This is a genomic window from Citrobacter sp. 21OH12SH02A-Citro, from assembly GCF_027919895.1.
GTDB lineage: Bacteria > Pseudomonadota > Gammaproteobacteria > Enterobacterales > Enterobacteriaceae > Citrobacter > Citrobacter braakii.
The window spans coordinates 1305439-1327595 of sequence record NZ_CP114801.1; the positions used below are offsets into that span (position 1 = coordinate 1305439).

Sequence of the window (22157 nt, forward strand, 5' to 3'; positions counted from 1 at the left end):
GCGCTATTTCACGAGAACGGTAATCGTGGCTGTACCGCTAAATTTACCTGGGGCTGGCGTTCCACCGAGGAGATTGATCGGCCATGCCTCCAGACTGATGACCCCCCGGCCGGAAGGATGGATACCGATTAACCCATTTGTGAACGGGATATTGATGTGGGTGTCGTCGATACGAGCCATTCTCACGCCGATGTCCGGGATATTATCGGCCTCCCGGCGGCGGGCGACTAACGTGTACTGATCAAGCACATCATCGCCATCAATCCTCATTTCCATATCATTGTTGATGCTTGATGTATCGCCACAGTCGTAGTCAATATCAAAATTGACTGGTGTATAGCCGTCCGGCATCTCATTAAGGGTAGTGAAACGACTGGTGTTGATATAACCGAGATCGACCTGAATGACGTCGCCCTGGTTGATTTTACAGTCCTGAGGCACGGTAATGCTCCCCTGGATGTGCAGCTCGGCGATATCTCCCAGGTTGTTCATTGACGGAGAGGTGGTCGTCGTGCTCCATCCGGCCCGTACGGAGGCGATTTGGGTATCTGGAATCACCAGTTCACCTAAGAAGGGTTTGGTGACGTACAGCGTAAAACGGGTACGTGCGCCAATCGTCACCGGCGCGGCGCGAGTCTCCGCCGGATCGTCGATACATACGCTGCCTTTTTCGCTGCTTATCCCATACGAGCCGCTTTCTCTCAATGGGTCACGGTTTGTCGGTAAGACGGCTGTGGCGCCGGGAATATCGTCAACTTCGGTTTTAATATCCAGATTATCATTCAGATGGTAAAAGCCGCTGAGTTGACCGTTTCCGGATAGCGCGCTGGTGACCGTATAGAACAGCGCCACTCTGCTACCCGCGCCACAGCCGCAATCAATTTGATAAGCACCGCCCGTGAGTGGCGTCGGCAGCTCCAGCGAGGTTCCGGCGACGTTCTGGGCTTGTGTCCAGTCGCTGGAGACATCGGCGTTAAAGCGACCTGATGGACCTGATGCGACGCAGGACCCGTTCGCCGCGTAGACCGGGGCGATAGATAGCGCCAGCAGCGCGGCGGCAATCCCATTTTTCATCCACGAATTCTTTATTGACATAGTGCGTTCCCATTATGTATTGCGGCGCTGCGAGCGGCATCTTCCTGCAGGCTGAAGGTAAACTGGCACTGTTGATCAGGCTGATTGCCCCAGCGCACGGACCACCTCTGCGGCTGATTGTTCACGCCGGTGATATACAGCACGCCGCCTTCATCGACGATGCTTTGCTGCGTCTGGCTGCTGGCTACTGCGCCGAAGGGCAGCGCATTCCCTCGCGCATCGGTGAGTTTCAACAGCACGCGGTAGCCTGTCTGGGCAATAAAGTGCGCCGTTACGGCGGCACCGCGATTAGGCACCACGGTACGCACGGTTTCGGTCACATCGACATTATCCGGCATCATAGTGGTATCGAGAGAGATGGCGTTTTCCTGATACGCGGTCAGATAGGGGATAATGGCATAGCCAAAATAGTCGGTGGCGATGCCCGGATAGTTTTTCACCCGGATACCTGCCGCGCCGTTGGCGTCAATCAGCGCAAAGGCATTACCCAGCGGCTGCGACAGCGTCACGCCGTGGGGATGGGCGACAATACCGCCGGAGAGGCCGTAGCTCATCTGCTGGCTATCGCTGCTGTAGTCGTAGCCCGCATTCATGGTGCCATAGGCAGAGCGATAGCTGCCGTACAGGCTGCTGCTATCACCGCCGCCGCCTTCGCTTTGCCGCTGTTTGAGGCTATAGCTCAGTCGACGGTCTTCCAGCAGCGAGCCGTTGATACCCACTTCGTGCTGTGTGGCGCGATCGCGTTGATCGGTGGTGCGCCAGGTTGCCCGCGCATGCGACAGCCAGCGATCCAGCGGTACGCTCAGGCTGAGCGACAGCGTCCGATCGTTGTCGCTGTCCTGCGAATCGGTGAACTGGCCGCTGAGGTTATAGCTCACGCCCCATAGATTGCCGTTCAGACCGATGGACAGGTTTTTATCCTGCCCCCCGCGATCCCAGTACTTCTGCTGCGAGCCGGAGGCGTAGAAGCTGATACCAGAAAACAGCGACTGGCTGACGGTGAACTGAGCTTCATCGCGCAGGCGGTCGTCGGCGCTGATGTCCTTCTGGTTGGCGTCGGAGAAGTTGAAATAACCGCTGCTGGTGTAGCGATAGTAGCTTACTGACACGCTGGTGCCGCTTTCCGGTAGATCTTTGATGTACTGGGTACGCCAGCTGTAGCCGTGATAGTTTTCATCGTTATCAAGCTGGGTATTCGCACGGCTGACATCCATTGATACCGCCCCAAGTTCGCCGAGCGTAGAGCCGAGACCCAGCGCCAGCGCCCGATAGTCCTGCGAGGCATTCAGGCCACCGTACAGGGTCAACACGTTGTTCAGGCCATAGCTGGCGGTGCTTTCAAGGAACTCCGGCTCGTTGCTGTCCTGCGAGCTGGCGGCGCGAAAGCGCCCGGCGGTGGCGCTGTATTTGAGATATCCCGGCCTCTGCATCTGCGGTAGCGCGGAGAACGGCTGGACGAAGTGCCGCACGCTACCGTCGGCCTCTTCGATAGTGACGTCTAAATCGCCGCTGAAGGAAGAGGGGTAGAGGTCGTTGATTTCAAAAGCGCCGGCCGGGACATTGCTTTGATACAGGGTGTAGCCGTTTTGCCGTACCGTGACGATAGCGCTGGAGTTGGCGATACCGCGAATGGTCGGCGCAAAGCCGCGCTGGCTGTTGGGTAGCATGGTTTCATCGGAGTACAGCCGCACGCCGGTAAACTGATAGCTGGTGAATACCGTGCCTTCCGTTGCGCTCTCGCCCATTACCAGCTGCGATTTCAGACTTTTGATATCCCGCTGCAACCAGCTATTAATGCTCTCCCAGCGTGTGTCGTTATCGTTGTGCGTCCAGGTGGAATAATTGCGCAGCCGCCAAGGGCCGATATTGGCGCCGTTTTGCATATTCAGATACTGGCGCTGGGTGTTATCGCTGTCGTATTGGTTCTGCGAGCCGCTAAAGGCGTAGTTGGTAAACAGCACCGGCATACCGTCGTCCCAGCGGGAGGGGTCAATATAGCCGCGGGCGTCGCGGTACAATGCAATCTGCGGCACGCTGAGATTCAGCCGGCTATGGTTGAAGTCGAACTGAGAGACGCTGCCGGGGATGGCCTGCGCCAGATCGGCAATTATCGTACGGTTGTCCTGCTCCGCAAGCTGCGGATAGTTGTCGATCTTAAAGCCTAACTCACGTAGCTGCCCAAGGGTGAACTGAGGAATCAGCTGGTGGTCTTTACCGGCGATGAACGGCAGCGTACGTTGTACCGTTTTCTTTTTATTAATATAAATATCAACAATATATTCACCAGGGAGCTGGGCGTTATTCTGAGAAAATACGTTGAGATCCACTGCCCGCTGGCCACTTTTCTCCGTTTCCAGCAGCGCCGGGTCAAAATAGAGATCGCTGGCCCAGGCCTGGCATGCGCTCAGGCATCCGCTGACAATCGCGCAATGTATCCAGACAGAGAGCCGTTTCGTGGTTAATAAATGCGGTGTTAATTGCACCATTTCGCTTGTCATTCCTTGAGAGCTATTATCGTGTGGTCAACGTGGGGGACGGCTATTGCAGCGTTCGGGTTTCCGTTTTGGTGGCCCCGCCGTAGTCGTTAATGGCTGCCCACTGCACCGTTTTCCCTGCAGAAGCGGGAACCTCGATCTGTTTATGCTCGCCGGGAGCGATATAGTCGATTTTACTGGTGAGATCGGTTTTCCCGAGCGCAATACCGGCAAAGACGACGTGATAAGCTGATGGGTTATAGATGTCTAACTTATTATTGCTATATTTATATTCGAGAGATTTATAGGCATCGTAAGGTTTACCCGTTAAATTGGCTGGCCGATAGAATAGTTTGATACGCGTTTTAAATACCAGGGTCAGCATATTATTATCGCTGTCGGCAGACTGGCTTTTTGCCGGGATCGCGCGGACGTTAATAAAGAAAAGTGATTCTTTGTTATTAATGATGTTTTCAGATGATTTAATTATTCGTAGTGATGAATCGCTGCCTGAATCCAGACGAAATAGCGGTGGCGTAATAATAAAAGGACCACGCGCCGTTCCTTGCGCATTATCGACCCACGACTGTAATAAATAGGGCAGGTTCTCGCTGCGGTTAGCCACCGGCAGGGCGGCCTCTTTTTTCCCGGCATCGTAGATGACGCGAGTTCTCTCTAGCACAATTCCACCCGCGAGGCACTGGCTGACCCAGCCGCCAAGCAGCATCGATAATACGAGAATAGTGTGTTTTTTCATCACAGTCATCCTTAACCAGACGTCAGAAAACGTCTCTTTCCGTCCTTGCTGGAAGAAAAGAGACGACGTACGGGAATTAGCGGTAGTCTATGGTGACATCCACGCTGGCGTTGGCTTCCCCAGGGGTGATCAGTGATGAATCAACGGTGGAGACGTAATAGGCTTGCAGCCCTACGGTAGTGGTGCCATCGGCTTCCGGGGTAAAACTAACTTTCGGCGTGGTGAGCTTATTCAGCGACATTTGTTGGCCGTCGCTGGCTCTGTCGATACGGATACCCACTCCGGTTGCAGGGGTATCCAGGCTGCTAACGGCGACCAGATCGTCGTGATTGGCCACGGTGCCGCCTGCACGCGTTTCCAGCCACACCTGGAACGAGTTGTCCGTTGTACCATCAACGTGTTCCCACGGGGTGGTTGGGCAATTTTTTAACGGAATATCAACCGGAATCGCCGGGGAACGGTCGCCGACGCTTTTAAACTGAGCAGCGGCGTAGTGACCCAGTTCTACGTTGATGACATCGCCATTAGAAAACTCACAGGTGCTGGTTAGAATTTCACCCGTAAATTCAATGGTGCCATCTGTCGCCCATGCGCTTCCCGCAGAAAGCGCTATCAGGCTAACTGCTATAGATTTTGTAATTTTGTTCATTAAATTCCCTCTTATCCGATAAACCTATTGACAATTAAATTTATGAAAACATACAGGTTAAAATTAATTGCGGGGCGATGGTATTCGATATTCGTGCATAAGCAAGTTAAGGCGTGATGTTTTCAGATTATATTTATTAAAAATAAGCGAATTAACTGTCATTGTATTAAATAATATTAAATTAGTGAGGGGTGAAATATTATAATAACGAATGTTTTTGCTAAGTATTATACTCGTGATGATATTAAGCCCTTAATATTCAGTTGCGTGTTTTTTAGCTAAATATTTTCCTTTCTTGCATTCCTGTTTACTCATCCCATCACATCTTCTGCTGTAAAATTGTACAGGTGTAAATGATTGTGGATTCGGATAGCCAACAGTGTTGGTTAAAAGTGATGTTTGTCACAATTATCTGGTAAATGTGAACAGTAGTACTCTTCAGAATGCGGCTTGTGTCATTAGACTAGGGCTTCTAAAACGGGAGGACCCATGGCTTTGCATTCCACGCGCTGGCTGGCGCTCGGTTATTTCACCTACTTCTTTAGCTACGGTATTTTTCTGCCTTTCTGGAGCGTCTGGCTCGAAGGGCTGGGGCTGACGCCGGAAACCATCGGTTTACTGCTGGGCGCGGGGCTGATTGCCCGTTTTCTCGGCAGTTTGCTGATTGCGCCGCGCGTAAGCGATCCCTCTCGTCTGATCTCCGCTTTACGTATTCTGGCCCTGTTGACGCTGGTGTTTGCGCTGGCCTTCTGGGCGGGCACCAACGTGGCGTGGCTGATGGTGGTGATGGTCGGCTTTAACCTGTTTTTCTCGCCGCTGGTGCCGTTGACCGACGCGCTGGCCAACACCTGGCAAAAACAGATAACCATGGACTACGGTCGGGTAAGACTGTGGGGATCCGTTGCCTTTGTGATTGGCTCCGCGCTGACCGGCAAGCTGGTCAGTCTGTTTGACTATCGGGTGATCCTGGTCCTGCTGTCGCTTGGCGTCGCGTCGATGCTATTGGGGATGATGATCCGCCCGAGCGTGCAGCCAGCAGGGGAAAACCGTCAGCAGGAGAGCGCGGGATGGCCCGCCTGGCGTGGGTTGATAACCCAAAGCTGGCGTTTTCTTGCCTGCGTGAGTCTGTTGCAAGGTGCGCATGCCGCTTATTACGGTTTCAGCGCCATCTACTGGCAGTCTGCCGGATATTCCGCTTCGGCGGTGGGCTATTTATGGTCATTAGGCGTGGTGGCGGAAGTGATTATTTTTGCGCTCAGTCACAAGCTATTCCGCCGCTTTAGCGCGCGCGATTTGCTGCTGCTTTCCGCCGTTTGCGGCGTGGCCCGTTGGGGGTTGATGGGCTGGAGCACTGAGCTACCGTGGCTGATTGTGGTGCAAATCCTCCATTGCGGAACCTTTACCGTCTGCCACCTGGCGGCAATGCGCTATATCGCGACGCGCCAGGGCAGCGAAGTGATACGTTTGCAGGCGGTGTATTCTGCGGTGGCGATGGGCGGCAGCATCGCCATCATGACCGTATTCGCAGGCTACCTGTACCAGAATCTGGGCAACGGCGTATTCTGGGTGATGGCGCTGGTGGCGCTACCGGCAATCTTTCTGCGCCCGAAGGTGGTGGCGCAGCCTGCAACGTTATGATTCGAGGATTTTGCGGATCTGCTGCTGCTGATGCGGGGTAAGTGCCAGTTCCGCATGAATCAACGGCGGTGAAAACAGCGGCAGCGGCGTGGTATACGGCGTAATAATCAGCGTGACTCCGCGCGGCGAACCCTGTTTTTGAAAGTCCTGCATCGGCATATGTTTTACGTTGAGCGGCAGCAGCGTCAGTTCGCGCAGCTGTTGCTCAATATGCGCTTCAAGTTGTTCATTGTTGCCGGTCAGCAGGATAATCTGCTTCTCGTGCAAATCCTTCTCCTGCATCAGCCAGGCACCGAAAATAACGGCGACCAGCCCGATCTCTTCTTCTGAAAACTGCACATCGTACTCCGCTTCGAAGCCATGTATCGCCTCGCGGGTAGTACGAACCAGACGGGGATAAAGTCGGCTGAACTCCTCCGGCAGCGTGTTATCAATGCCAATGGCAAACACGCTGCGGTTAAGCGCCTGGGCAAGGTGAATATACAGCTGATCGTTCAGTCCTTGCTCATCGCTGAAGCGTACATTGCCATACTCGCGAAAACGCAGTACCAGCCGTGCAATAGCAAGACGCAGGCGACGATCCTGCTGGTGGTTATCGCGCACAGGGTCGGGGATACGGAGCATTGAGAACAGCAACGCCATAAACAGCGATTCGCCCGGCGGCGCACTCTGCATGACGTGGCGCTGCCAGTGGCGGCCAATTTCTTCAGCGAGCGGATACTCTGCGCAGGATTGCGCCCAGCGTTGCTGGAGCGGATTAAATTCCGGGGTGACTCCCGCGTGATGCTGTAGCAGACAATACTGTAAATACAGGCGCAGGAACTGGATGTCACGGTACTCAAACGGCTTCTGCAAGCGCCGGGAGCACAGATTAATGAGCGCATGCAGATTGGTGTCGTCATACAGCGTACGCGCGATACCTTGTTGTTTCAGCGCCATTTTTAATGTGGGTGTGAAATGCTGGGCGATAAAAGTCGGGCAGATCCGCAGACCGCGGCGCAGCCACTGCAACAGACACAGGCGCTGATTTAGCGGGGTCCCTTCGATCGTATAGCCGCCATTCAGCGCGGTGGTAATCGCGAGTCGGTGATAGCGCTGGATTTCGAGTCCTGCGCCAATAATATCTTCCTCAACAGTGGCATCATCAACGCCATTGAGGCTACTGAAGGTTTGAGGTGTAGCGATTTGCCCTGGCAGGAAAAGCGTCAGCAGCACCTGGCAACGGCGCTGGGGAGCGGAAAGTACAGATGGTGGAGCAAGCGTTGACATCATCTGTAGGATCTCCCGTAAGTATGTTTGATAAGAATAGCTAAAGTTTGCTCATAGATTTGGAGAATGGAATGCTTTCCACCAGGAATGCTGGAGAGCGTCACAGAATTTTTAACGTGCGGAACAGATAGCAGGAGTGGAACGCAGCGCGTTAACTGGCTTTTTCACTGTTTTATCTTCTATTGAGACATAAAAAAAACCCGCCTGAGGGTGACGGGTTGAGAAGATGAGTGGAAATGCGCGGTCTGGTGTTACTGCTCGCGGCTCAGCGTTAATCCCACATCACCGCCAGGATGTACAGACAATAGCGTCTCTTTTGAGTAACCGCTTTCGCTCATCAGACAGGCGCAGGCTGCGTCAAAGATAGCCAGGACCAGTAAAATTGAGGTGGTGGCCAACATGTTCAACGGGTCGGCCTCACGCTGGACGCCGGTGGAAATCACCAGCCTCGACGCTTTAGCAATGGCTGAGTCGGCGTTTTCAGTCACGCTCAGGATGGGCACATTTCTCGCAGCCAGCCTGGGCAGCAGTCGGGTGAGTTCATCCGAATTTCCCCCGCGTGATAGCATAATGACCAGGTCGTCGGCGCGTAAAAAACCGAGATCGCCATGCGCCGCATCCGTCGCGTTGAGGTAAATCGCCGGACGTTCCACGCAGGCGAGCATGTGCGCAACTTTACGCGCCGCAATACCGGATGTACCGACGCCAGTGACGACGATTTTCCCCTGGCAACCGCGCAGCTCCGCCATTAGCGACTGCCAGACCGGTTCAGTCAGATGTTGTCCCAGACCTGCGAGGGCATCGCTATAGAGCTGAAATACGCCGGTGGCCTGAGACCAGGAGTCACTCATGCGTCCTCCTGCATCAGTTGGCGGTATTTCATATGATCCTGATACATCTCGTGGAATACCCGATATTTGCGATCGTAGTACTGCTTAATGCGATTGGTCTGCGGGGTGACCGTTTTACCAATACGGCTCATCGCCGACATCGCTTCCGGGAACGTGTCGAACACGCCTGCGGCGATAGTCCCCATCATCGCGCCGCCCAGCAGCATGGCTTCGCTCTCTTCAGGCAGCAGCATGGCGCAACCGGTGGCGTTGGCATGCTCCTGAACGAAGATCGGGTTTTTCGTCCCGCCGCCGCTGGCCATAATCGTATCGATGGTGTAGCCGCTTTGGTTCATCGTTTCAATGATATGGCGCGTTCCCAGCGCAATGGCCTGGATGGTTGCGAGGTACTGGAGCGCCATATCTTCCGGCGTGCGGGACAGCTTCAGTCCGGTGATTGCTCCCGTGAGCGTGGGGTTAGCGCGCGGCGAGCGGTTGCCGTGGAAATAGGGCAGGATGTGCATGTCACGGGTCAAAAAGGCGATATCTTCCGGCTCACCTGCCATTTTACGCAGCAGCGCATTCAGCACTTCATAAATGGTTTGCCCCTGAGACTTAGCCTGCGTTAGCAGGGTTTCGTAACACGGATGCGACTGAATAACGTGGTCGATTAACGCCCCGGTTGCTGACTGCCCGCCTTCATTGAGCCAGTATTCCGGCAGTACGGCTGAGTAGTAAGGGCCCCAGACGCCACCGATAAAACGCGGCTCTTTGGAAATTGCCATGTGTCCGGTGGAGGTGCCACCAATTAGCGCGACACGACGGTCAAAATCCGCCACCTCGCCGGAAACTCCGCTTGCGCCGAGCGTACCGAGTGTGCCGGCGTGGGCATCGATTATCGAGACGCTGACCGCGGTCCCCGGAATCAGTCCCATTTCGCTGGCGGCGCGCGCGGACAGCCCGTGACCGAGCGGTTCACCCATGGTTTTCACGTAGCGACCAATTTTGGCAGCATCATGTTCCAGCAGGTCTTCCAGCCCAATCTGGCGGAAATAGCTGGCATCCCATTTGTCTTCATGGCCCATATAGGTCCATTTACACACTGTCGAACACAATGATCGTGTGTCATCGCCAGTTGCGCGCCAGGTCAGAAAATCGGGCAGGTCAAAGTAGTAACCCGCATTGGCCCAGGTATTGGGCATATGCTGCTTCAGCCACAGCAGCTTTGGCGTTTGCATTTCCGGGGAGATAATGCCGCCAACGTAGTCCAGCACCCGATGATGCAGGGCGTTAATGCGTTCAGCCTGGGTAATGGCGCGGTGATCCATCCACACAATGATGTTCTGTTCGCTGCGCCCGGACGGGCTGATGGTCAGCGGTTTACCTTCTTTATCCAGCACCACCAGTGAGCAGGTAGCGTCAAAGCCCAGACCTTTCACCTGGATTGGGTTGATATCTGACTGGTTAATCGCATCGCGAACCGCGTTACACACCGCCTGCCAGATGTTATCGGAAGACTGCTCAACAAAATCGGCCTGCGGGCGGTAAATCTCGATAGCCCGACTGGCCTGGCCGACCATTCTGCCGTTGAGATCAAACACGCCGGCACGGGCGCTTCCGGTTCCGACATCCACACCAATAAAGTAACTTGCCATAATTTTTTCTCCTGAAATCAGGCTTTACGATTCTGTAATGCGATAAAGAGGATCAGCACCGCGCCCCACAGCGCCATCGTCAGATAGCTGCTGACCCCCAGCAAGTTAAGGCCGCTTTCCAGCATTTGCAGCACAATCAGCGCCAGTACCAGGCCGATAATGCGCCCGAAACCGCCATCCGGGTTGATGCCGCCGAGGACAGAGGCAAGGATGGTGACCAGCAGGTATGACTCACCGTATCCGGCTTTTGCCGAGTTGAATTTCGCCATCATCAGAATGGCGGCGACCCAGCCGAGCAGGGCAGAAATCACGTACACGGAAATTTGTACCCGGACGGTATTTACGCCGCTGTAGCGGGTAGCCTGTTCATTGGAACCCACGAGATACAGACTGCGCCCAAGCGTGGTGTGCTCCAGCAGTACCCACAGCAGGATTGCCACCAGGAAAAAGAGCAGCAGCGCTACCGGAATACCGGCAATCGTGGCGTTACCAAGATATTGAATGGCGGTCGGGAAACCGGAAATCACTGTCCCATTGGAAAGCAGAATATTCAGCCCGGAGATAAGCGTCATCGTGCCGAGCGTGGCGAGAATCGGCGAAACCCCGACCCAGGCAATCAGCGCGCCGTTGAGCGTACCGATTGCGACCGCCACGGCAGCGCCTGCCAGCAGCGCCAGCACCAGAAACAGCGGGTTATCCGGATGGGTGACGATAATCGCCGCCATTACCAGCGAGCAGGCATTCGCTCCTGCAATTATCGACAGGTTTATGCCGCCGGTCAGCATGGTCATACCCATCCCGAGGGCCAGCATGCCAAGGATCGGCAGTTGCGAGCCAATCGACTGGAAGTTAGCGACGCTGAAAAAACGGCTGCCGAGCAGGGCCGAGAAGACCAGGGCGACGACCACAATAATGACGCATTGCAGACGAATGATGGCATCACCGGGTAAAAATCTGGCGATTGTTTTCATCTCAAAGCTCCCTTGCCAGTTTGCGTTTTTCGTTCCAGGCCGTGGCGCTAATGCTGACCAGGATAATGGCGCCGCTGAACACGGTGTGCCAGTAAGAGGAGACGCTGAGCAGCGTCAGGCCATTTTGTAAGAAGGCCAGCAGAACCACGCCGAGCAGGGTTCCGGTTAATGTGCCGCGTCCGCCGCTCATGCTGGTTCCGCCGAGCACGACCGCCGCCAGCACCGTCAACTCAAAGCCGAGCAGCGAATTGGGCGCAACTGACTGGGTGATTTGCGCCTGAACCACGGCGGCAACGCCTGCCAGAATGCCCATGTAGCCATACACGTAGAAATGCAGCTTCAGCAGATTCAGTCCCAGACGCGAGGCCGCATCACGATTACCGCCCATGGCGTAAACCTGACGGCCAAGACGGGTATAGTTCATCAGCACGGCGGTAAAGATGATCACAGCCGCAAGGCACAGCAGGGGCAGTGTCAAGCCGTAGTCGTAGCCATCCGCCGCGGTGAACGAGAACCAATTGATGCCGTTCATAAACCAGTCCGGAAAGCCGTACAGCCAGGTGCCTTTGGTGGCGTACACCAGCAGACCGTAGTAAACGTTCAACGTGGCGATGGTAATGATGATGGCCGGAACGCGCAGCCAGTAGACCAGGAAGCCATTAATAAGTCCCAGCAGCAGACCCACCGCAATCGCGATGATTAACGCCAGCGCGAAGTTGCCGCCGTGGCCGATAACCCAACTGGCCATCGCATACTGGGCTATCGCGGTCATCGCCGGAAATGAGATGTCGATCCCGCCGGAAATCAGTACCACAAACAGCCCGCAGGCAAGGATGCCGAGAATCGCATAGCTGGTAGCCACATCCGTCAGGTTCCCCAAAGACAAGAACTCATCGGTGCTGATGCTCAGCCCAACGGCAAGGGCCACAACCAGCAGGCCCAGCCAAAACTCATGTTGCCCGATTAAACGGGAGAGATGCATCTTATTCATTGATTACCTCGACCACTTCAGCAATCTCCTCTTCACGGCACTGATGAGGATTAAATTCCGCCACCAGCCTGCCGCGACGCATCACCAGCACGCGGTGGCTGTTGTAATACGCTTCCGGGATTTCATCGCAAATCATCAGCACCGCCATACCCTGTTCCGCCAGATCGCGGGCTATCTGGTAAATACCCTCTTTGTTGGCGATATCTACGCCTACGGTAGGGGAGTCGAGGATCAGGATGCGGGGATTAGTCGCCACCCATTTGGCAATGGCGATACGCTGGGCATTACCGCCGGAAAGGGTTTTAACCGGCAGGTGTGGATCGGACACTTTGATATTCAGCTCGCGGATCAAGTCGGCGACCAGCTTTTGCGCTTTACGATGATCGAGCAGGCCGCTGCCAGTATGCAGTTGATCAAACACCGTGACGATGGTGTTGTCGTAGATCGACTGCTCCATGATCAGCCCCTGCGTCAGGCGATCTTCTGAGACGTAGCCGATCCCATGTTTGATGGCATCATGGTTATTGCGAAGAGTGACCGGCTGGCCGTTAATGCGAATCTCACCGCTTTCTGGGTGCGTCATGCCAAACAGGCTCAGACAAAGTTCGGTGCGTCCGGCGCCCAGCAGGCCCACAATGGAGACAATCTCGCCGCCGTGCAGCGACAGATTAATGTTTTGGTATTTGCCTCTGCGGCTGAGGTTGCGCAGCTCCAGCAGGGGCTCTTGCTCAATAGCGGGTCTTTCCGGCAGCGGGCTATAGTGGAAGCGTTGTCCGGTCATCAGGAAAGCCAGCTCGTGGCTGTCGAGTTCGCTGGCAGGATAAGTGCCCACCAGTTTGCCGTCGCGCATCACGCTGATGCGGTCAGCCACTTCCATCACTTCATCCAGACGGTGGCTGACAAACACTACACAAATTCCGGCAGCTTTTAGTTCGTTAACGACCCGTAGCAGGCCATTAACCTCCTGACGGGTTAGTGAGGCGGTGGGCTCGTCCATAATCACCAGACGCGCATCGGCGGCAATCGCCCGGCAAATGGCGACCAGTTGTCGGTCGGCAATCGAGAGTTTTTCAACCTTTTTATCGGGATCGATGTTCACACCGATGCGCTTCATGGCTGCCAGCGCCTGCTGCTTCATGGCGCCACGACGTACCCAGATATCGCCACCGGGCAGATAGCGGTTGACCGCGATATTCTCCGCGACGCTAAAGTTAGGGAACAACGACAGGTCCTGATAAATAACCTGAATGCCATAATGGGAAGAGAGCTGCGGCGTCAGGTGATGGAACAATTTGCCATCGAGTAAAATCTGCGCGCCTTTTTCCGGATGATAAACTCCGGAGATCACTTTAATAATGGTACTTTTACCACAGCCGTTTTGACCCGCCAGACAGTGAACTTCGCCTTTTCTCAGCGTCAGATTCACGTTATCCAGCGCCAGCACGCCCGGGAATTGTTTGCTGATATTCTCAAGAGTGATAAATGCGGTGGTGTCTGCCATGGACAATACCCCTGCGAGCGCCCGGATGGACGCTGAGTGTTAGTTTGGTTGATAGCGCCGGCCAGACGGCCGGCGTTAAGGTTCCCTGGTGTTGGCTAAAGCCTTAGAAACCAAGTGATTGTGCGTTGTCTTTGGTGACTTCGAGGATCTTGTTAAAGCGGATCACTTTCTTCTCCGTGTCGATATCGGCTTTCCCTAAACCATCGATACTCAGGTCGGCGTTAACTTCTTTGCCCTGCAACAGCTGATCGGCAACCGTTACCAGCGCGTAGCCCGCGTCTTTTGGATCCCACAGCAGCGCTTTTTTGATATCACCACGCATCAGGTAAGGTGCAGCCTGTGCTGGCATTGCGATCCCGACGACAGCGATTTTATCTTTGGCGCGTTTTTTCTGCACAGCCTGACCCGCTCCGATTGGACCCAGCGAGCCGAAACCGATAATGCCCTTCATCTGTGGATAGGTTTTCATCAGGTCCAGCGTCGTGGCGTAGGATTTATCGATGCTTTCCGCGACCGGCAGACGTGAAGTGACCTCAAACATTTCCGGATATTTTTCTTTCTGGTACTTAATTGCATAATCCGCCCACGCGTTATGCAGCGGCACCGTCAGTGAACCGACATAGATGGCGTAACCCCCTTTGCCGCCCATGTTTTTTGCTAACTCATCGACGTTAGCCTGCGCGTATTTTTCACTATCGATGGTTTCGATATCCCATTGGCCAATTTGCTCATCCGGGGATTCGTGCGTCAGAACGACAATGCCTTTATCGCGCGCTTTTTTCAGTACTGGCTCAAGGACCTTGGCATCATTCGGTACCACGATGATGGCATTGACGTTTTTGGCTATCAGATCCTCAATCACTTTGACCTGCTGTGCCGGATCCGGCGTGGAAGGCCCGGTCTGGTAAGCATTCACATCCAGTTTTTTTGCTGCTTCATTAACACCGGTTTCCATCCGGTTAAACCACGGAATCCCGGTGACTTTGGCAACCACAGCAATTTCATATTTTTCCGCCGCAAAGGACGTGCCGGACAACATGCATGCAGAAACCAGGGTTGCACTGAGTAATGCGAGTTTGAATTTCATAGTTGTACCTTTCGTAGGGGGCAGGACATGTCACGGCGTGAAGTTAACAACGAATGGAAGAGGGAATGAATTACAAGTTTGGCGAATGTGATCTATGCCCATTATTGTAATTTTATGGAAAATAAACGGTTAAATATTGGTTAAATTTGCGCGGAAATACACTCGGGGATTTAAATTCAGTGTTAACAAAACATTAAAATGAAACCATAAATTAACAAATTGTTATCATTTTACTTAAGTTGTGGCGACGAAAAGGTATTTGGGAGGATGTTGCTGAAGAAGAAATTGTTGAAATTGAGAACTGAATCGATACCGGAAAAGGAGGCTCAACATTTTTTCGTTCAATGGTATCCTCAGCACACTTTCGCCAAACACGGCATCATTATTTGTGGCGGTGTAGATTTTTCTCGTGGAGAACTCATGCAAGGCGTTAAACGTATCATTATGACGTTGTTTCTCGCGATCCTGTCCTTTGGCGCAGGTGCGCATCCCCACAGCTTTATCCATTTGAAAACCGAGATAGTGAGCGAGAATGACCAGTTCGTCGCGCTAAAAATGCGCTGGACGATGGATGAAATCACCTCGGCAGATCTGCTTTACGATGCGGGAAATGCCAAACCTGGTGATGAGATCTGGAAAAAACTGGCGGCAGAAGTGATGGCCAACGTCCTCGGGCAGCACTATTTCACCGAAGTGTGGCACGACGGGAAAAAGGTAAAGTTTAAAAACAGGCCGACGGAATATGGCATGGAGCGTGAAGAACATCAGGCAGTGCTGACGTTCGTGTTGCCGCTGGCGGAAGCTCAGCCGCTGAGCGGTCAAAAATATACCATTTCAACCTTCGACCCCACCTACTACGTTGATATGAGCTATGACAAAGACAGCGATGCCAGGCTGGCGCAGGCCATAAGTCAGCAATGCCGTATTTCAGTACATACGCCGACGCCGAATGAACAAATGCTGAGCTTTGCGCAGTCGCTGGATAAAGAAGACGCACCGCCGGAGGATATGGAATTGGGTAAACAGTTTGCACAGACGGTGACGCTGCAATGTCCGTAGTTTATCAACAACGCGCCGCCAGACGCCGCTGGCTCACGCTATGGCCGCTGGCGGTGTTTTTACTGCTGGCTGCAGTCGGCATACTGTGGCTATGGCAGGCCTGGCCGCAGGTGATGATGAAAAGTGTCGTCTGGCAGCGCGACGTTAACCAGCAGATGAGCGGTTTGCTGAAAGCCGTTGCCGCCAATCCGGCCCAGGCCGGGGGATCGCTGCTGCTGTTTAGTTTTCTCTATGGTGTGCTGCATGCGTTGGGACCAGGACATGGAAAAGTCGTCATTACCACCTGGCTGGCAACGCATCCCTCGAAGCTGAGGTCGAGTATTGGCCTGACGCTGGCCTCATCTTTATTACAGGGACTGGTCGCCATCGGGCTGGTGGTTGTGGTGCTCACCATTTTGCAGTTGCCTGCACGACAGCTACATATGAGTAGTTTCTGGCTGGAGAAAGGGAGTTATGCGCTGGTTGGCGTGTTGGGCGTTTTATTGTGCGTCCGTGCGCTGAAGAAATTGCGCCAGTTGCTGCGTCGCCCGAAATTTACCGCCTTCACGCCGCACCATGTGCATCACGAGGGCTGTGGCTGTGGGCATCAGCATTTGCCTGATCCTGAACAGCTGCAAAGCGGTGATGACTGGCGCGCCCGGCTGATGATCGTTTTGTCTATGGGAATGCGGCCATGCTCCGGGGCAATTATGGTTTTACTGTTTAGCAAAGTGGTTGGCGTTTTTAGCTGGGGCATGGCGTCGGCGCTGGCGATGGCGGCAGGAACCTCTTTGACCATTACGTCACTGGCTTTGCTGGTACACAGTTTCCGCTCGCTGGCGGTGAGACTTAGCGGACATAAAGCGCCGGTGCTGTGGCGACAGATTGGCTGGACGACGCTGGCATTAGCCGGTGGTGCGGTGCTGATTGCTGCTGCGGTAGTGATGTGGGTGAGCGCGGTGCCGGTGGGGCGAGGGATTAGACCGTTTTAATCAAAGCCGGATGGCGGCTTCGCCTTGTCCGGCCTGTATCAACACGTAAGCCCGGTAAGCATGACACCACCGGGCTGTACTGAATTAACGCTTCAGCGCGTCGCTCAGTTCGTCACGCATGTTAGCCAGCATGGCTTTCACTACGCGCGGATTACCTGCAACGATGTTGCCAGTCGCCATATAGTTATGACCGCCGGTGAAGTCGCAAACCAGTGCGCCTGCTTCACGAGCAATCAGCTCACCTGCGGCGAAATCCCATGGTTTCAGACCGATTTCGAAGTAACCGTCAACGCGTGCAGCGGCAACGTAAGCCAGATCCAGCGCAGCAGAACCTGTGCGGCGGAAGTCAGCGCACTCGGTAAACATCTTGCCAAGAATTTTCATGTAAGAAGTGGCGTGCTGTTTCGCTTTGAACGGGAAACCGGTGGCGATGATTGTGCCGTCCAGATCGCGTGCAGTGCTGCCACGCAGACGGTAGCCGTTCAGCTGTGCGCCCTGGCCGCGGGTTGCGGTGAACAGTTCGTTACGCATTGGATCGTAAACAACGGCGACTTCAGTACGGCCTTTAATGCGTACTGCGATGGAAACCGCGAAGTGCGGCAGACGTTTTACGAAGTTGGTGGTGCCATCCAGTGGATCGATAACCCATTGAACATCCTGATCTTCACCAACATGCTCACCGCTTTCTTCGGTGATGATGGTGTGCTGTGGGTAAGATTTGCGAATTGTTTCGATAATAATCGCTTCGGCGGCTTTATCGACATTAGTCACGAAATCATTGCTGCCTTTCTGGCTGGTTTCTACAGAGTCTGGCGTTTCGTAGTGTTTGGCAATTACATTACCCGCCTTGCGCGCTGCGCGCACGGCGATGGTCAGCATCGGATGCATCGGTCTCTCTCACTGGATGTTAAAGAACGGGAAAACGGCGCAGAGTATAGCAGCGAGTTCGGAATATGTCTTCGTTTTATGATAATATGCCCGAATAATCTTTAGCCGAAGAAATACAATGCTGCAAAATATTCGAATCGTGCTGGTGGAAACCTCTCACACTGGCAACATGGGCTCTGTGGCCCGCGCAATGAAAACCATGGGTTTAACTAATCTGTGGCTGGTAAATCCACTGGTTAAACCGGACTCCCAGGCCATCGCCCTGGCGGCTGGTGCCAGCGATGTGATCGGCAGCGCGCAGATCGTCGATACTCTCGATGAAGCGCTGGCGGGTTGCAGCCTGGTAGTGGGTACCAGCGCGCGCTCCCGTACGCTGCCGTGGCCGATGCTGGATCCGCGTGAATGCGGTTTAAAAAGCGTCTCTGAAGCAACGAACTCGCCGGTGGCGCTGGTGTTTGGACGTGAACGCGTTGGCCTGACCAACGAAGAGCTGCAGAAGTGCCATTATCACGTCGCCATTGCCGCGAACCCGGAATACAGCTCGCTCAACCTGGCGATGGCGGTGCAGGTCATCTCTTATGAAGTTCGCATGGCCTGGCTGGCAACGCAGGAAAGCGACAAGACCGCAGAATACGAAGAAGCTGAGTATCCGCTGGTCGATGATTTAGAGCGTTTTTACGGTCATCTGGAACAAACGCTGCTGTCGACCGGGTTTATCCGCGAAGGACATCCGGGGCAGGTGATGAACAAGCTGCGCCGTCTGTTCACTCGTGCGCGTCCTGAGAGCCAGGAGCTGAACATTTTGCGCGGAATTTTAGCTTCTATAGAGCAGCAGAATAAAGGCAAGTAAGCGTCTTGATGCCGGATGGCTGCACGATTTCCAGGCCGGATTAGCGAAGCGCCATCCGGTAAATGAAAATGGCACTGAAGGTTAAATACCTGACTAAATTAGTCAAGTAAATAGTTGACTGATTTAGTCGGGAATGTCAGACTTGCCCCTGCTATGCAATACCCCCATTTTACAATAAAAAACCCCGGGCAGGGGCGAGTTTGAGGCTAAGTAAGACATGAGACTGACATCAAAAGGGCGTTATGCCGTGACCGCAATGTTGGACGTTGCGCTCAACTCCGAAACGGGCCCGGTACCGTTGGCTGATATTTCTGAACGTCAGGGAATTTCCCTGTCATATCTGGAGCAGCTGTTTTCCCGTTTGCGTAAAAACGGTCTGGTTTCCAGCGTACGTGGACCAGGCGGCGGGTATCTGCTGGGTAAAGATGCTGGCAGCATCGCAGTAGGTGAAGTGATTAGCGCTGTTGACGAGTCTGTAGACGCGACCCGTTGCCAGGGCAAAGGCGGTTGTCAGGGCGGCGATAAATGCCTGACCCACGCGCTGTGGCGCGATCTGAGCGATCGTCTGACCGGTTTCCTCAACAACATTACGTTGGGCGAACTGGTGAATAATCAGGAAGTCCTGGATGTGTCTGGTCGCCAGCACACACATGACGCTCCACGCAGTACCCGCACGCAAGACGCTATCGACGTCAAACTGCGTGCCTAATAAAAATTACGCAATATCTTCTGGTTGCATCAAGGCAGCCAGAAAGATGAAGCGTAAAAAGTATTTCAGAATCAGGCCGGGGTGCCAGACGCCCCGTTAACTCGGTCGTACATCCAGCCGGTTGCCTGGTTCCTTGCATTGAAGCGATGTACGGAGTTTATAGAGCAATGAAATTACCGATCTATCTCGACTACTCCGCAACCACGCCGGTGGACCCGCGTGTTGCCGAGAAAATGATGCAGTGTCTGACCCTGGACGGAAACTTTGGTAACCCAGCGTCTCGTTCACACCGTTTCGGCTGGCAAGCTGAAGAGGCGGTAGATATCGCCCGCAATCAGATCGCTGATCTGGTCGGTGCCGATCCGCGTGAAATCGTCTTTACTTCCGGTGCGACGGAATCCGATAACCTGGCGATTAAAGGTGCAGCCAACTTTTACCAGAAAAAAGGCAAGCACATCATCACCAGCAAAACCGAACACAAAGCCGTGCTGGACACCTGCCGTCAGCTGGAGCGCGAAGGGTTTGAAGTGACCTACCTCGCCCCACAGCGTAACGGCATTATCGACCTGAAAGAACTTGAAGCGGCAATGCGTGACGACACTATTCTGGTCTCCATCATGCACGTTAACAACGAAATCGGCGTGGTACAGGATATCGCAACCATCGGCGAAATGTGCCGTGCCCGCGGCATCATCTATCACGTTGATGCGACCCAGAGCGTGGGCAAACTGCCTATCGATCTGAGCCAACTGAAAGTTGACCTGATGTCCTTCTCCGGCCACAAAATTTATGGCCCGAAAGGTATCGGCGCGCTGTACGTTCGTCGTAAACCGCGTATTCGTATTGAAGCGCAGATGCACGGCGGCGGTCACGAGCGCGGTATGCGTTCCGGTACGCTGCCTGTGCACCAGATAGTCGGGATGGGTGAAGCTTACCGTATCGCCAAAGAAGAGATGGAAACCGAGATGGCGCGCCTGCGCACTCTGCGTAACCGTCTGTGGAACGGCGTGAAAGATATGGAAGAGGTGTACCTCAATGGTGACCTCGAGCAGGGCGCACCGAACATTCTCAACGTTAGCTTCAACTTTGTTGAAGGCGAGTCGCTGATTATGGCGCTGAAAGACCTGGCTGTATCCTCCGGTTCTGCATGTACCTCTGCAAGCCTGGAGCCATCCTACGTGCTTCGTGCGCTGGGGATGACCGACGAGCTGGCACATAGCTCAATTCGTTTCTCTTTAGGTCGTTTCACTACCGAAGAAGAGATTGACTACGCCATCAATCTGGTTCGCAACTCCATTGGCCGCCTGCGCGACCTTTCTCCGCTGTGGGAAATGTTCAAACAGGGCGTGGATCTGAACAGTATTGAATGGTCTCATCACTAATTCGGCGCACATAAGGAGAATTCAACATGGCTTACAGCGAAAAAGTAATCGATCATTACGAGAATCCACGTAACGTGGGCTCTTTTGACAACAGCGACGAGAACGTGGGCAGCGGCATGGTGGGTGCACCGGCCTGTGGCGACGTGATGAAGTTGCAGATCAAAGTCAACAATGAGGGTATCATTGAAGACGCGCGTTTCAAGACTTACGGCTGCGGTTCCGCTATTGCCTCCAGCTCTCTGGTTACCGAATGGGTAAAAGGGAAATCTCTGGACGAAGCACAGGCGATCAAAAATACCGATATCGCCGACGAGCTTGAACTGCCACCAGTGAAAATTCACTGCTCTATTCTGGCTGAAGACGCGATTAAAGCCGCGATTGCGGATTACAAAAGCAAACGTGAAGCAAAATAATTAAGAGTTGAGGTTTTATTATGTCGATTACCTTAAGCGACAGTGCAGCAGCGCGTGTAAATACCTTCCTGGCAAACCGCGGTAAAGGGTTTGGTCTGCGTCTGGGCGTGAGAACCTCCGGCTGCTCAGGTATGGCTTATGTACTGGAATTTGTTGACGAGCCGGCGGCTGAAGATACCGTGTTTGAAGACAAAGGCGTAAAAGTCGTGATCGACGGTAAGAGCCTGCAATTCCTCGACGGTACGCAGTTAGACTTCGTCAAAGAAGGTCTGAACGAAGGGTTTAAGTTCACTAACCCGAACGTGAAAGACGAATGTGGATGCGGCGAAAGCTTCCACGTGTAACGCGCTTACTGATAACCCCACCGTGGTCGCCTGCGCGTGGGGTTTGTTTTACCTGACTCTCTGGTTTTGCCTCATCGAACAACAGAGAATCGATGCCCTGAGAATGTTATGGACTACTTCACCCTCTTTGGCTTACCGGCCCGTTATCAGCTCGATACTCAGGCGCTGAGCCTACGTTTTCAGGATCTGCAACGTCAGTATCATCCTGATAAATTCGCCAGCGGTTCTCAGGCGGAACAACTTGCTGCGGTTTCGCAGTCCGCCACTATCAACCAGGCCTGGCAAACGCTGCGTCATCCTTTGATGCGCGCCGAATACTTGTTGTCTTTACACGGCTTTGATATCCGCAGCGAGCAGCACACGGTGCGCGATACCGCGTTTCTGATGGAACAGCTGGAGCTGCGCGAAGAGCTGGACGAGATTGAACAGGCAAAAGACAATCAACGGCTGGATGCGTTTATGCAACGCGTCAGCGAAATGTACAACGTTCGCCATCAACTGATGGTTGAACAGCTGGATAGCGAGACGTGGGACGCAGCGGCAGATACCGTGCGTAAGCTGCGTTTTCTCGATAAACTGCGAAGCAGTGCAGAACAACTCGAAGAAAAACTGCTCGATTTTTAA

General features: G+C 53.9%; 21 protein-coding genes. 9 read left to right on the forward strand and 12 right to left on the reverse strand.

The genetic code is table 11. The features are described 5' to 3' along the window. Positions 1-3: 3 nt before the first annotated feature. The 4 genes from O6D90_RS06285 to O6D90_RS06300 all read right to left on the reverse strand — a co-directional run bounded on the left by O6D90_RS06285 (position 4) and on the right by O6D90_RS06300 (position 4975). Entirely contained in the window at positions 4-1095 is a 1092-nt protein-coding gene (locus tag O6D90_RS06285) for a fimbrial protein (RefSeq protein WP_016157148.1), read from the reverse strand. After that, the gene (locus O6D90_RS06290) at positions 1086-3581 is read right to left on the reverse strand and encodes a fimbria/pilus outer membrane usher protein (protein WP_016157147.1); all 2496 of its coding nucleotides are present in this window, start codon (positions 3579-3581) and stop codon (positions 1086-1088) included. The genes O6D90_RS06285 and O6D90_RS06290 overlap by 10 nt, the downstream gene beginning before the upstream one ends. A 52-nt stretch (positions 3582-3633) precedes the next feature. Then, entirely contained in the window at positions 3634-4326 is a 693-nt protein-coding gene (locus tag O6D90_RS06295) for a fimbrial biogenesis chaperone (RefSeq protein ID WP_016154019.1), read from the reverse strand. Between the two features lie 76 nt (positions 4327-4402). Next, positions 4403-4975, reverse strand: a complete 573-nt coding sequence (locus O6D90_RS06300) for a fimbrial protein (RefSeq protein WP_016157146.1) — start codon at positions 4973-4975, stop codon at positions 4403-4405. A 489-nt stretch (positions 4976-5464) separates the two neighbouring features. Here O6D90_RS06300 and O6D90_RS06305 point away from each other — a divergent pair, with 489 nt between their 5' ends. Next, positions 5465-6613, forward strand: coding sequence for a 3-phenylpropionate MFS transporter (locus tag O6D90_RS06305; RefSeq protein WP_016157145.1), 1149 nt, complete (start codon positions 5465-5467; stop codon positions 6611-6613). Here the strand turns inward: O6D90_RS06305 and csiE are convergent. The 7 genes from csiE to O6D90_RS06340 form a co-directional block, all read right to left on the reverse strand. Beyond that, positions 6608-7885: a stationary phase inducible protein CsiE gene (gene csiE, locus O6D90_RS06310; protein WP_218731552.1), complete on the reverse strand. Its 1278-nt coding sequence runs from the start codon at positions 7883-7885 to the stop codon at positions 6608-6610. The genes O6D90_RS06305 and csiE overlap by 6 nt on opposite strands. 248 nt (positions 7886-8133) lie before the next feature. Beyond that, positions 8134-8733 (reverse strand): KpsF/GutQ family sugar-phosphate isomerase, encoded by a 600-nt coding sequence (locus O6D90_RS06315; protein ID WP_016157143.1) that lies wholly within the window; start codon positions 8731-8733, stop codon positions 8134-8136. Beyond that, the gene (locus tag O6D90_RS06320) at positions 8730-10367 is read right to left on the reverse strand and encodes an FGGY-family carbohydrate kinase (protein WP_003847100.1); all 1638 of its coding nucleotides are present in this window, start codon (positions 10365-10367) and stop codon (positions 8730-8732) included. The genes O6D90_RS06315 and O6D90_RS06320 overlap by 4 nt, the downstream gene beginning before the upstream one ends. A gap of 17 nt (positions 10368-10384) precedes the next feature. Next, positions 10385-11338, reverse strand: coding sequence for an ABC transporter permease (locus tag O6D90_RS06325; protein WP_003037658.1), 954 nt, complete (start codon positions 11336-11338; stop codon positions 10385-10387). 1 nt (position 11339) lies between these two features. Continuing rightward, complete coding sequence (locus O6D90_RS06330; protein ID WP_008785467.1) at positions 11340-12329, reverse strand: ABC transporter permease; 990 nt, start codon at positions 12327-12329, stop codon at positions 11340-11342. After that, complete coding sequence (locus O6D90_RS06335; RefSeq protein WP_016154014.1) at positions 12322-13830, reverse strand: sugar ABC transporter ATP-binding protein; 1509 nt, start codon at positions 13828-13830, stop codon at positions 12322-12324. Before O6D90_RS06335 ends, O6D90_RS06330 begins: the two co-directional genes overlap by 8 nt. A 103-nt stretch (positions 13831-13933) precedes the next feature. Then, the gene (locus O6D90_RS06340) at positions 13934-14917 is read right to left on the reverse strand and encodes an autoinducer 2 ABC transporter substrate-binding protein (RefSeq protein ID WP_003037665.1); all 984 of its coding nucleotides are present in this window, start codon (positions 14915-14917) and stop codon (positions 13934-13936) included. Positions 14918-15337: 420 nt separating this feature from the next. Here O6D90_RS06340 and O6D90_RS06345 point away from each other — a divergent pair, with 420 nt between their 5' ends. Both O6D90_RS06345 and O6D90_RS06350 read left to right on the forward strand, forming a co-directional pair. Then, the gene (locus O6D90_RS06345) at positions 15338-15976 is read left to right on the forward strand and encodes a DUF1007 family protein (protein ID WP_016157142.1); all 639 of its coding nucleotides are present in this window, start codon (positions 15338-15340) and stop codon (positions 15974-15976) included. Next, the gene (locus tag O6D90_RS06350) at positions 15967-16947 is read left to right on the forward strand and encodes a nickel/cobalt transporter (protein ID WP_016157141.1); all 981 of its coding nucleotides are present in this window, start codon (positions 15967-15969) and stop codon (positions 16945-16947) included. Before O6D90_RS06345 ends, O6D90_RS06350 begins: the two co-directional genes overlap by 10 nt. An 84-nt stretch (positions 16948-17031) precedes the next feature. On the opposite strand, the gene suhB is transcribed toward O6D90_RS06350, so the two are convergent. Next, complete coding sequence (suhB, locus tag O6D90_RS06355) at positions 17032-17835, reverse strand: inositol-1-monophosphatase (RefSeq protein ID WP_016157140.1); 804 nt, start codon at positions 17833-17835, stop codon at positions 17032-17034. Between the two features lie 118 nt (positions 17836-17953). Between suhB and trmJ the strand changes: the two genes are divergently transcribed. The 6 genes from trmJ to hscB all read left to right on the forward strand — a co-directional run bounded on the left by trmJ (position 17954) and on the right by hscB (position 22157). Beyond that, complete coding sequence (gene trmJ, locus O6D90_RS06360; RefSeq protein WP_016157139.1) at positions 17954-18685, forward strand: tRNA (cytosine(32)/uridine(32)-2'-O)-methyltransferase TrmJ; 732 nt, start codon at positions 17954-17956, stop codon at positions 18683-18685. A 217-nt stretch (positions 18686-18902) separates the two neighbouring features. Next, positions 18903-19394, forward strand: coding sequence for a Fe-S cluster assembly transcriptional regulator IscR (gene iscR, locus O6D90_RS06365; protein WP_005120405.1), 492 nt, complete (start codon positions 18903-18905; stop codon positions 19392-19394). A 167-nt stretch (positions 19395-19561) separates the two neighbouring features. Then, positions 19562-20776 carry a cysteine desulfurase gene (gene iscS / locus O6D90_RS06370; protein WP_016154009.1) on the forward strand — a complete coding sequence of 405 codons (1215 nt, stop codon included), beginning with the start codon at positions 19562-19564 and terminating at the stop codon, positions 20774-20776. A gap of 26 nt (positions 20777-20802) precedes the next feature. Beyond that, entirely contained in the window at positions 20803-21189 is a 387-nt protein-coding gene (iscU, locus tag O6D90_RS06375) for a Fe-S cluster assembly scaffold IscU (RefSeq protein WP_002913991.1), read from the forward strand. Between the two features lie 20 nt (positions 21190-21209). Then, positions 21210-21533 (forward strand): iron-sulfur cluster assembly protein IscA, encoded by a 324-nt coding sequence (iscA, locus tag O6D90_RS06380; RefSeq protein WP_003835203.1) that lies wholly within the window; start codon positions 21210-21212, stop codon positions 21531-21533. Between the two features lie 108 nt (positions 21534-21641). After that, positions 21642-22157 (forward strand): co-chaperone HscB, encoded by a 516-nt coding sequence (hscB, locus tag O6D90_RS06385; protein WP_016154008.1) that lies wholly within the window; start codon positions 21642-21644, stop codon positions 22155-22157.

What these genes read in the sequence shown, in the direction of transcription:
- O6D90_RS06320 (WP_003847100.1), bottom strand. Translation starts at nt 10,367, where the DNA reads ATGGCAAGTTACTTTATTGGTGTGGATGTCGGAACCGGAAGCGCCCGT.
- O6D90_RS06295 (WP_016154019.1), bottom strand. Translation starts at nt 4,326, where the DNA reads ATGAAAAAACACACTATTCTCGTATTATCGATGCTGCTTGGCGGCTGG.
- O6D90_RS06305 (WP_016157145.1), top strand. Translation starts at nt 5,465, where the DNA reads ATGGCTTTGCATTCCACGCGCTGGCTGGCGCTCGGTTATTTCACCTAC.
- csiE (WP_218731552.1), bottom strand. Translation starts at nt 7,885, where the DNA reads ATGATGTCAACGCTTGCTCCACCATCTGTACTTTCCGCTCCCCAGCGC.
- O6D90_RS06285 (WP_016157148.1), bottom strand. Translation starts at nt 1,095, where the DNA reads ATGTCAATAAAGAATTCGTGGATGAAAAATGGGATTGCCGCCGCGCTG.
- O6D90_RS06315 (WP_016157143.1), bottom strand. Translation starts at nt 8,733, where the DNA reads ATGAGTGACTCCTGGTCTCAGGCCACCGGCGTATTTCAGCTCTATAGC.
- suhB (WP_016157140.1), bottom strand. Translation starts at nt 17,835, where the DNA reads ATGCATCCGATGCTGACCATCGCCGTGCGCGCAGCGCGCAAGGCGGGT.
- O6D90_RS06340 (WP_003037665.1), bottom strand. Translation starts at nt 14,917, where the DNA reads ATGAAATTCAAACTCGCATTACTCAGTGCAACCCTGGTTTCTGCATGC.
- iscU (WP_002913991.1), top strand. Translation starts at nt 20,803, where the DNA reads ATGGCTTACAGCGAAAAAGTAATCGATCATTACGAGAATCCACGTAAC.
- iscR (WP_005120405.1), top strand. Translation starts at nt 18,903, where the DNA reads ATGAGACTGACATCAAAAGGGCGTTATGCCGTGACCGCAATGTTGGAC.
- iscA (WP_003835203.1), top strand. Translation starts at nt 21,210, where the DNA reads ATGTCGATTACCTTAAGCGACAGTGCAGCAGCGCGTGTAAATACCTTC.
- O6D90_RS06345 (WP_016157142.1), top strand. Translation starts at nt 15,338, where the DNA reads ATGCAAGGCGTTAAACGTATCATTATGACGTTGTTTCTCGCGATCCTG.
- O6D90_RS06350 (WP_016157141.1), top strand. Translation starts at nt 15,967, where the DNA reads ATGTCCGTAGTTTATCAACAACGCGCCGCCAGACGCCGCTGGCTCACG.
- O6D90_RS06300 (WP_016157146.1), bottom strand. Translation starts at nt 4,975, where the DNA reads ATGAACAAAATTACAAAATCTATAGCAGTTAGCCTGATAGCGCTTTCT.
- O6D90_RS06325 (WP_003037658.1), bottom strand. Translation starts at nt 11,338, where the DNA reads ATGAAAACAATCGCCAGATTTTTACCCGGTGATGCCATCATTCGTCTG.
- O6D90_RS06335 (WP_016154014.1), bottom strand. Translation starts at nt 13,830, where the DNA reads ATGGCAGACACCACCGCATTTATCACTCTTGAGAATATCAGCAAACAA.
- trmJ (WP_016157139.1), top strand. Translation starts at nt 17,954, where the DNA reads ATGCTGCAAAATATTCGAATCGTGCTGGTGGAAACCTCTCACACTGGC.
- O6D90_RS06290 (WP_016157147.1), bottom strand. Translation starts at nt 3,581, where the DNA reads ATGGTGCAATTAACACCGCATTTATTAACCACGAAACGGCTCTCTGTC.
- hscB (WP_016154008.1), top strand. Translation starts at nt 21,642, where the DNA reads ATGGACTACTTCACCCTCTTTGGCTTACCGGCCCGTTATCAGCTCGAT.
- O6D90_RS06330 (WP_008785467.1), bottom strand. Translation starts at nt 12,329, where the DNA reads ATGAATAAGATGCATCTCTCCCGTTTAATCGGGCAACATGAGTTTTGG.
- iscS (WP_016154009.1), top strand. Translation starts at nt 19,562, where the DNA reads ATGAAATTACCGATCTATCTCGACTACTCCGCAACCACGCCGGTGGAC.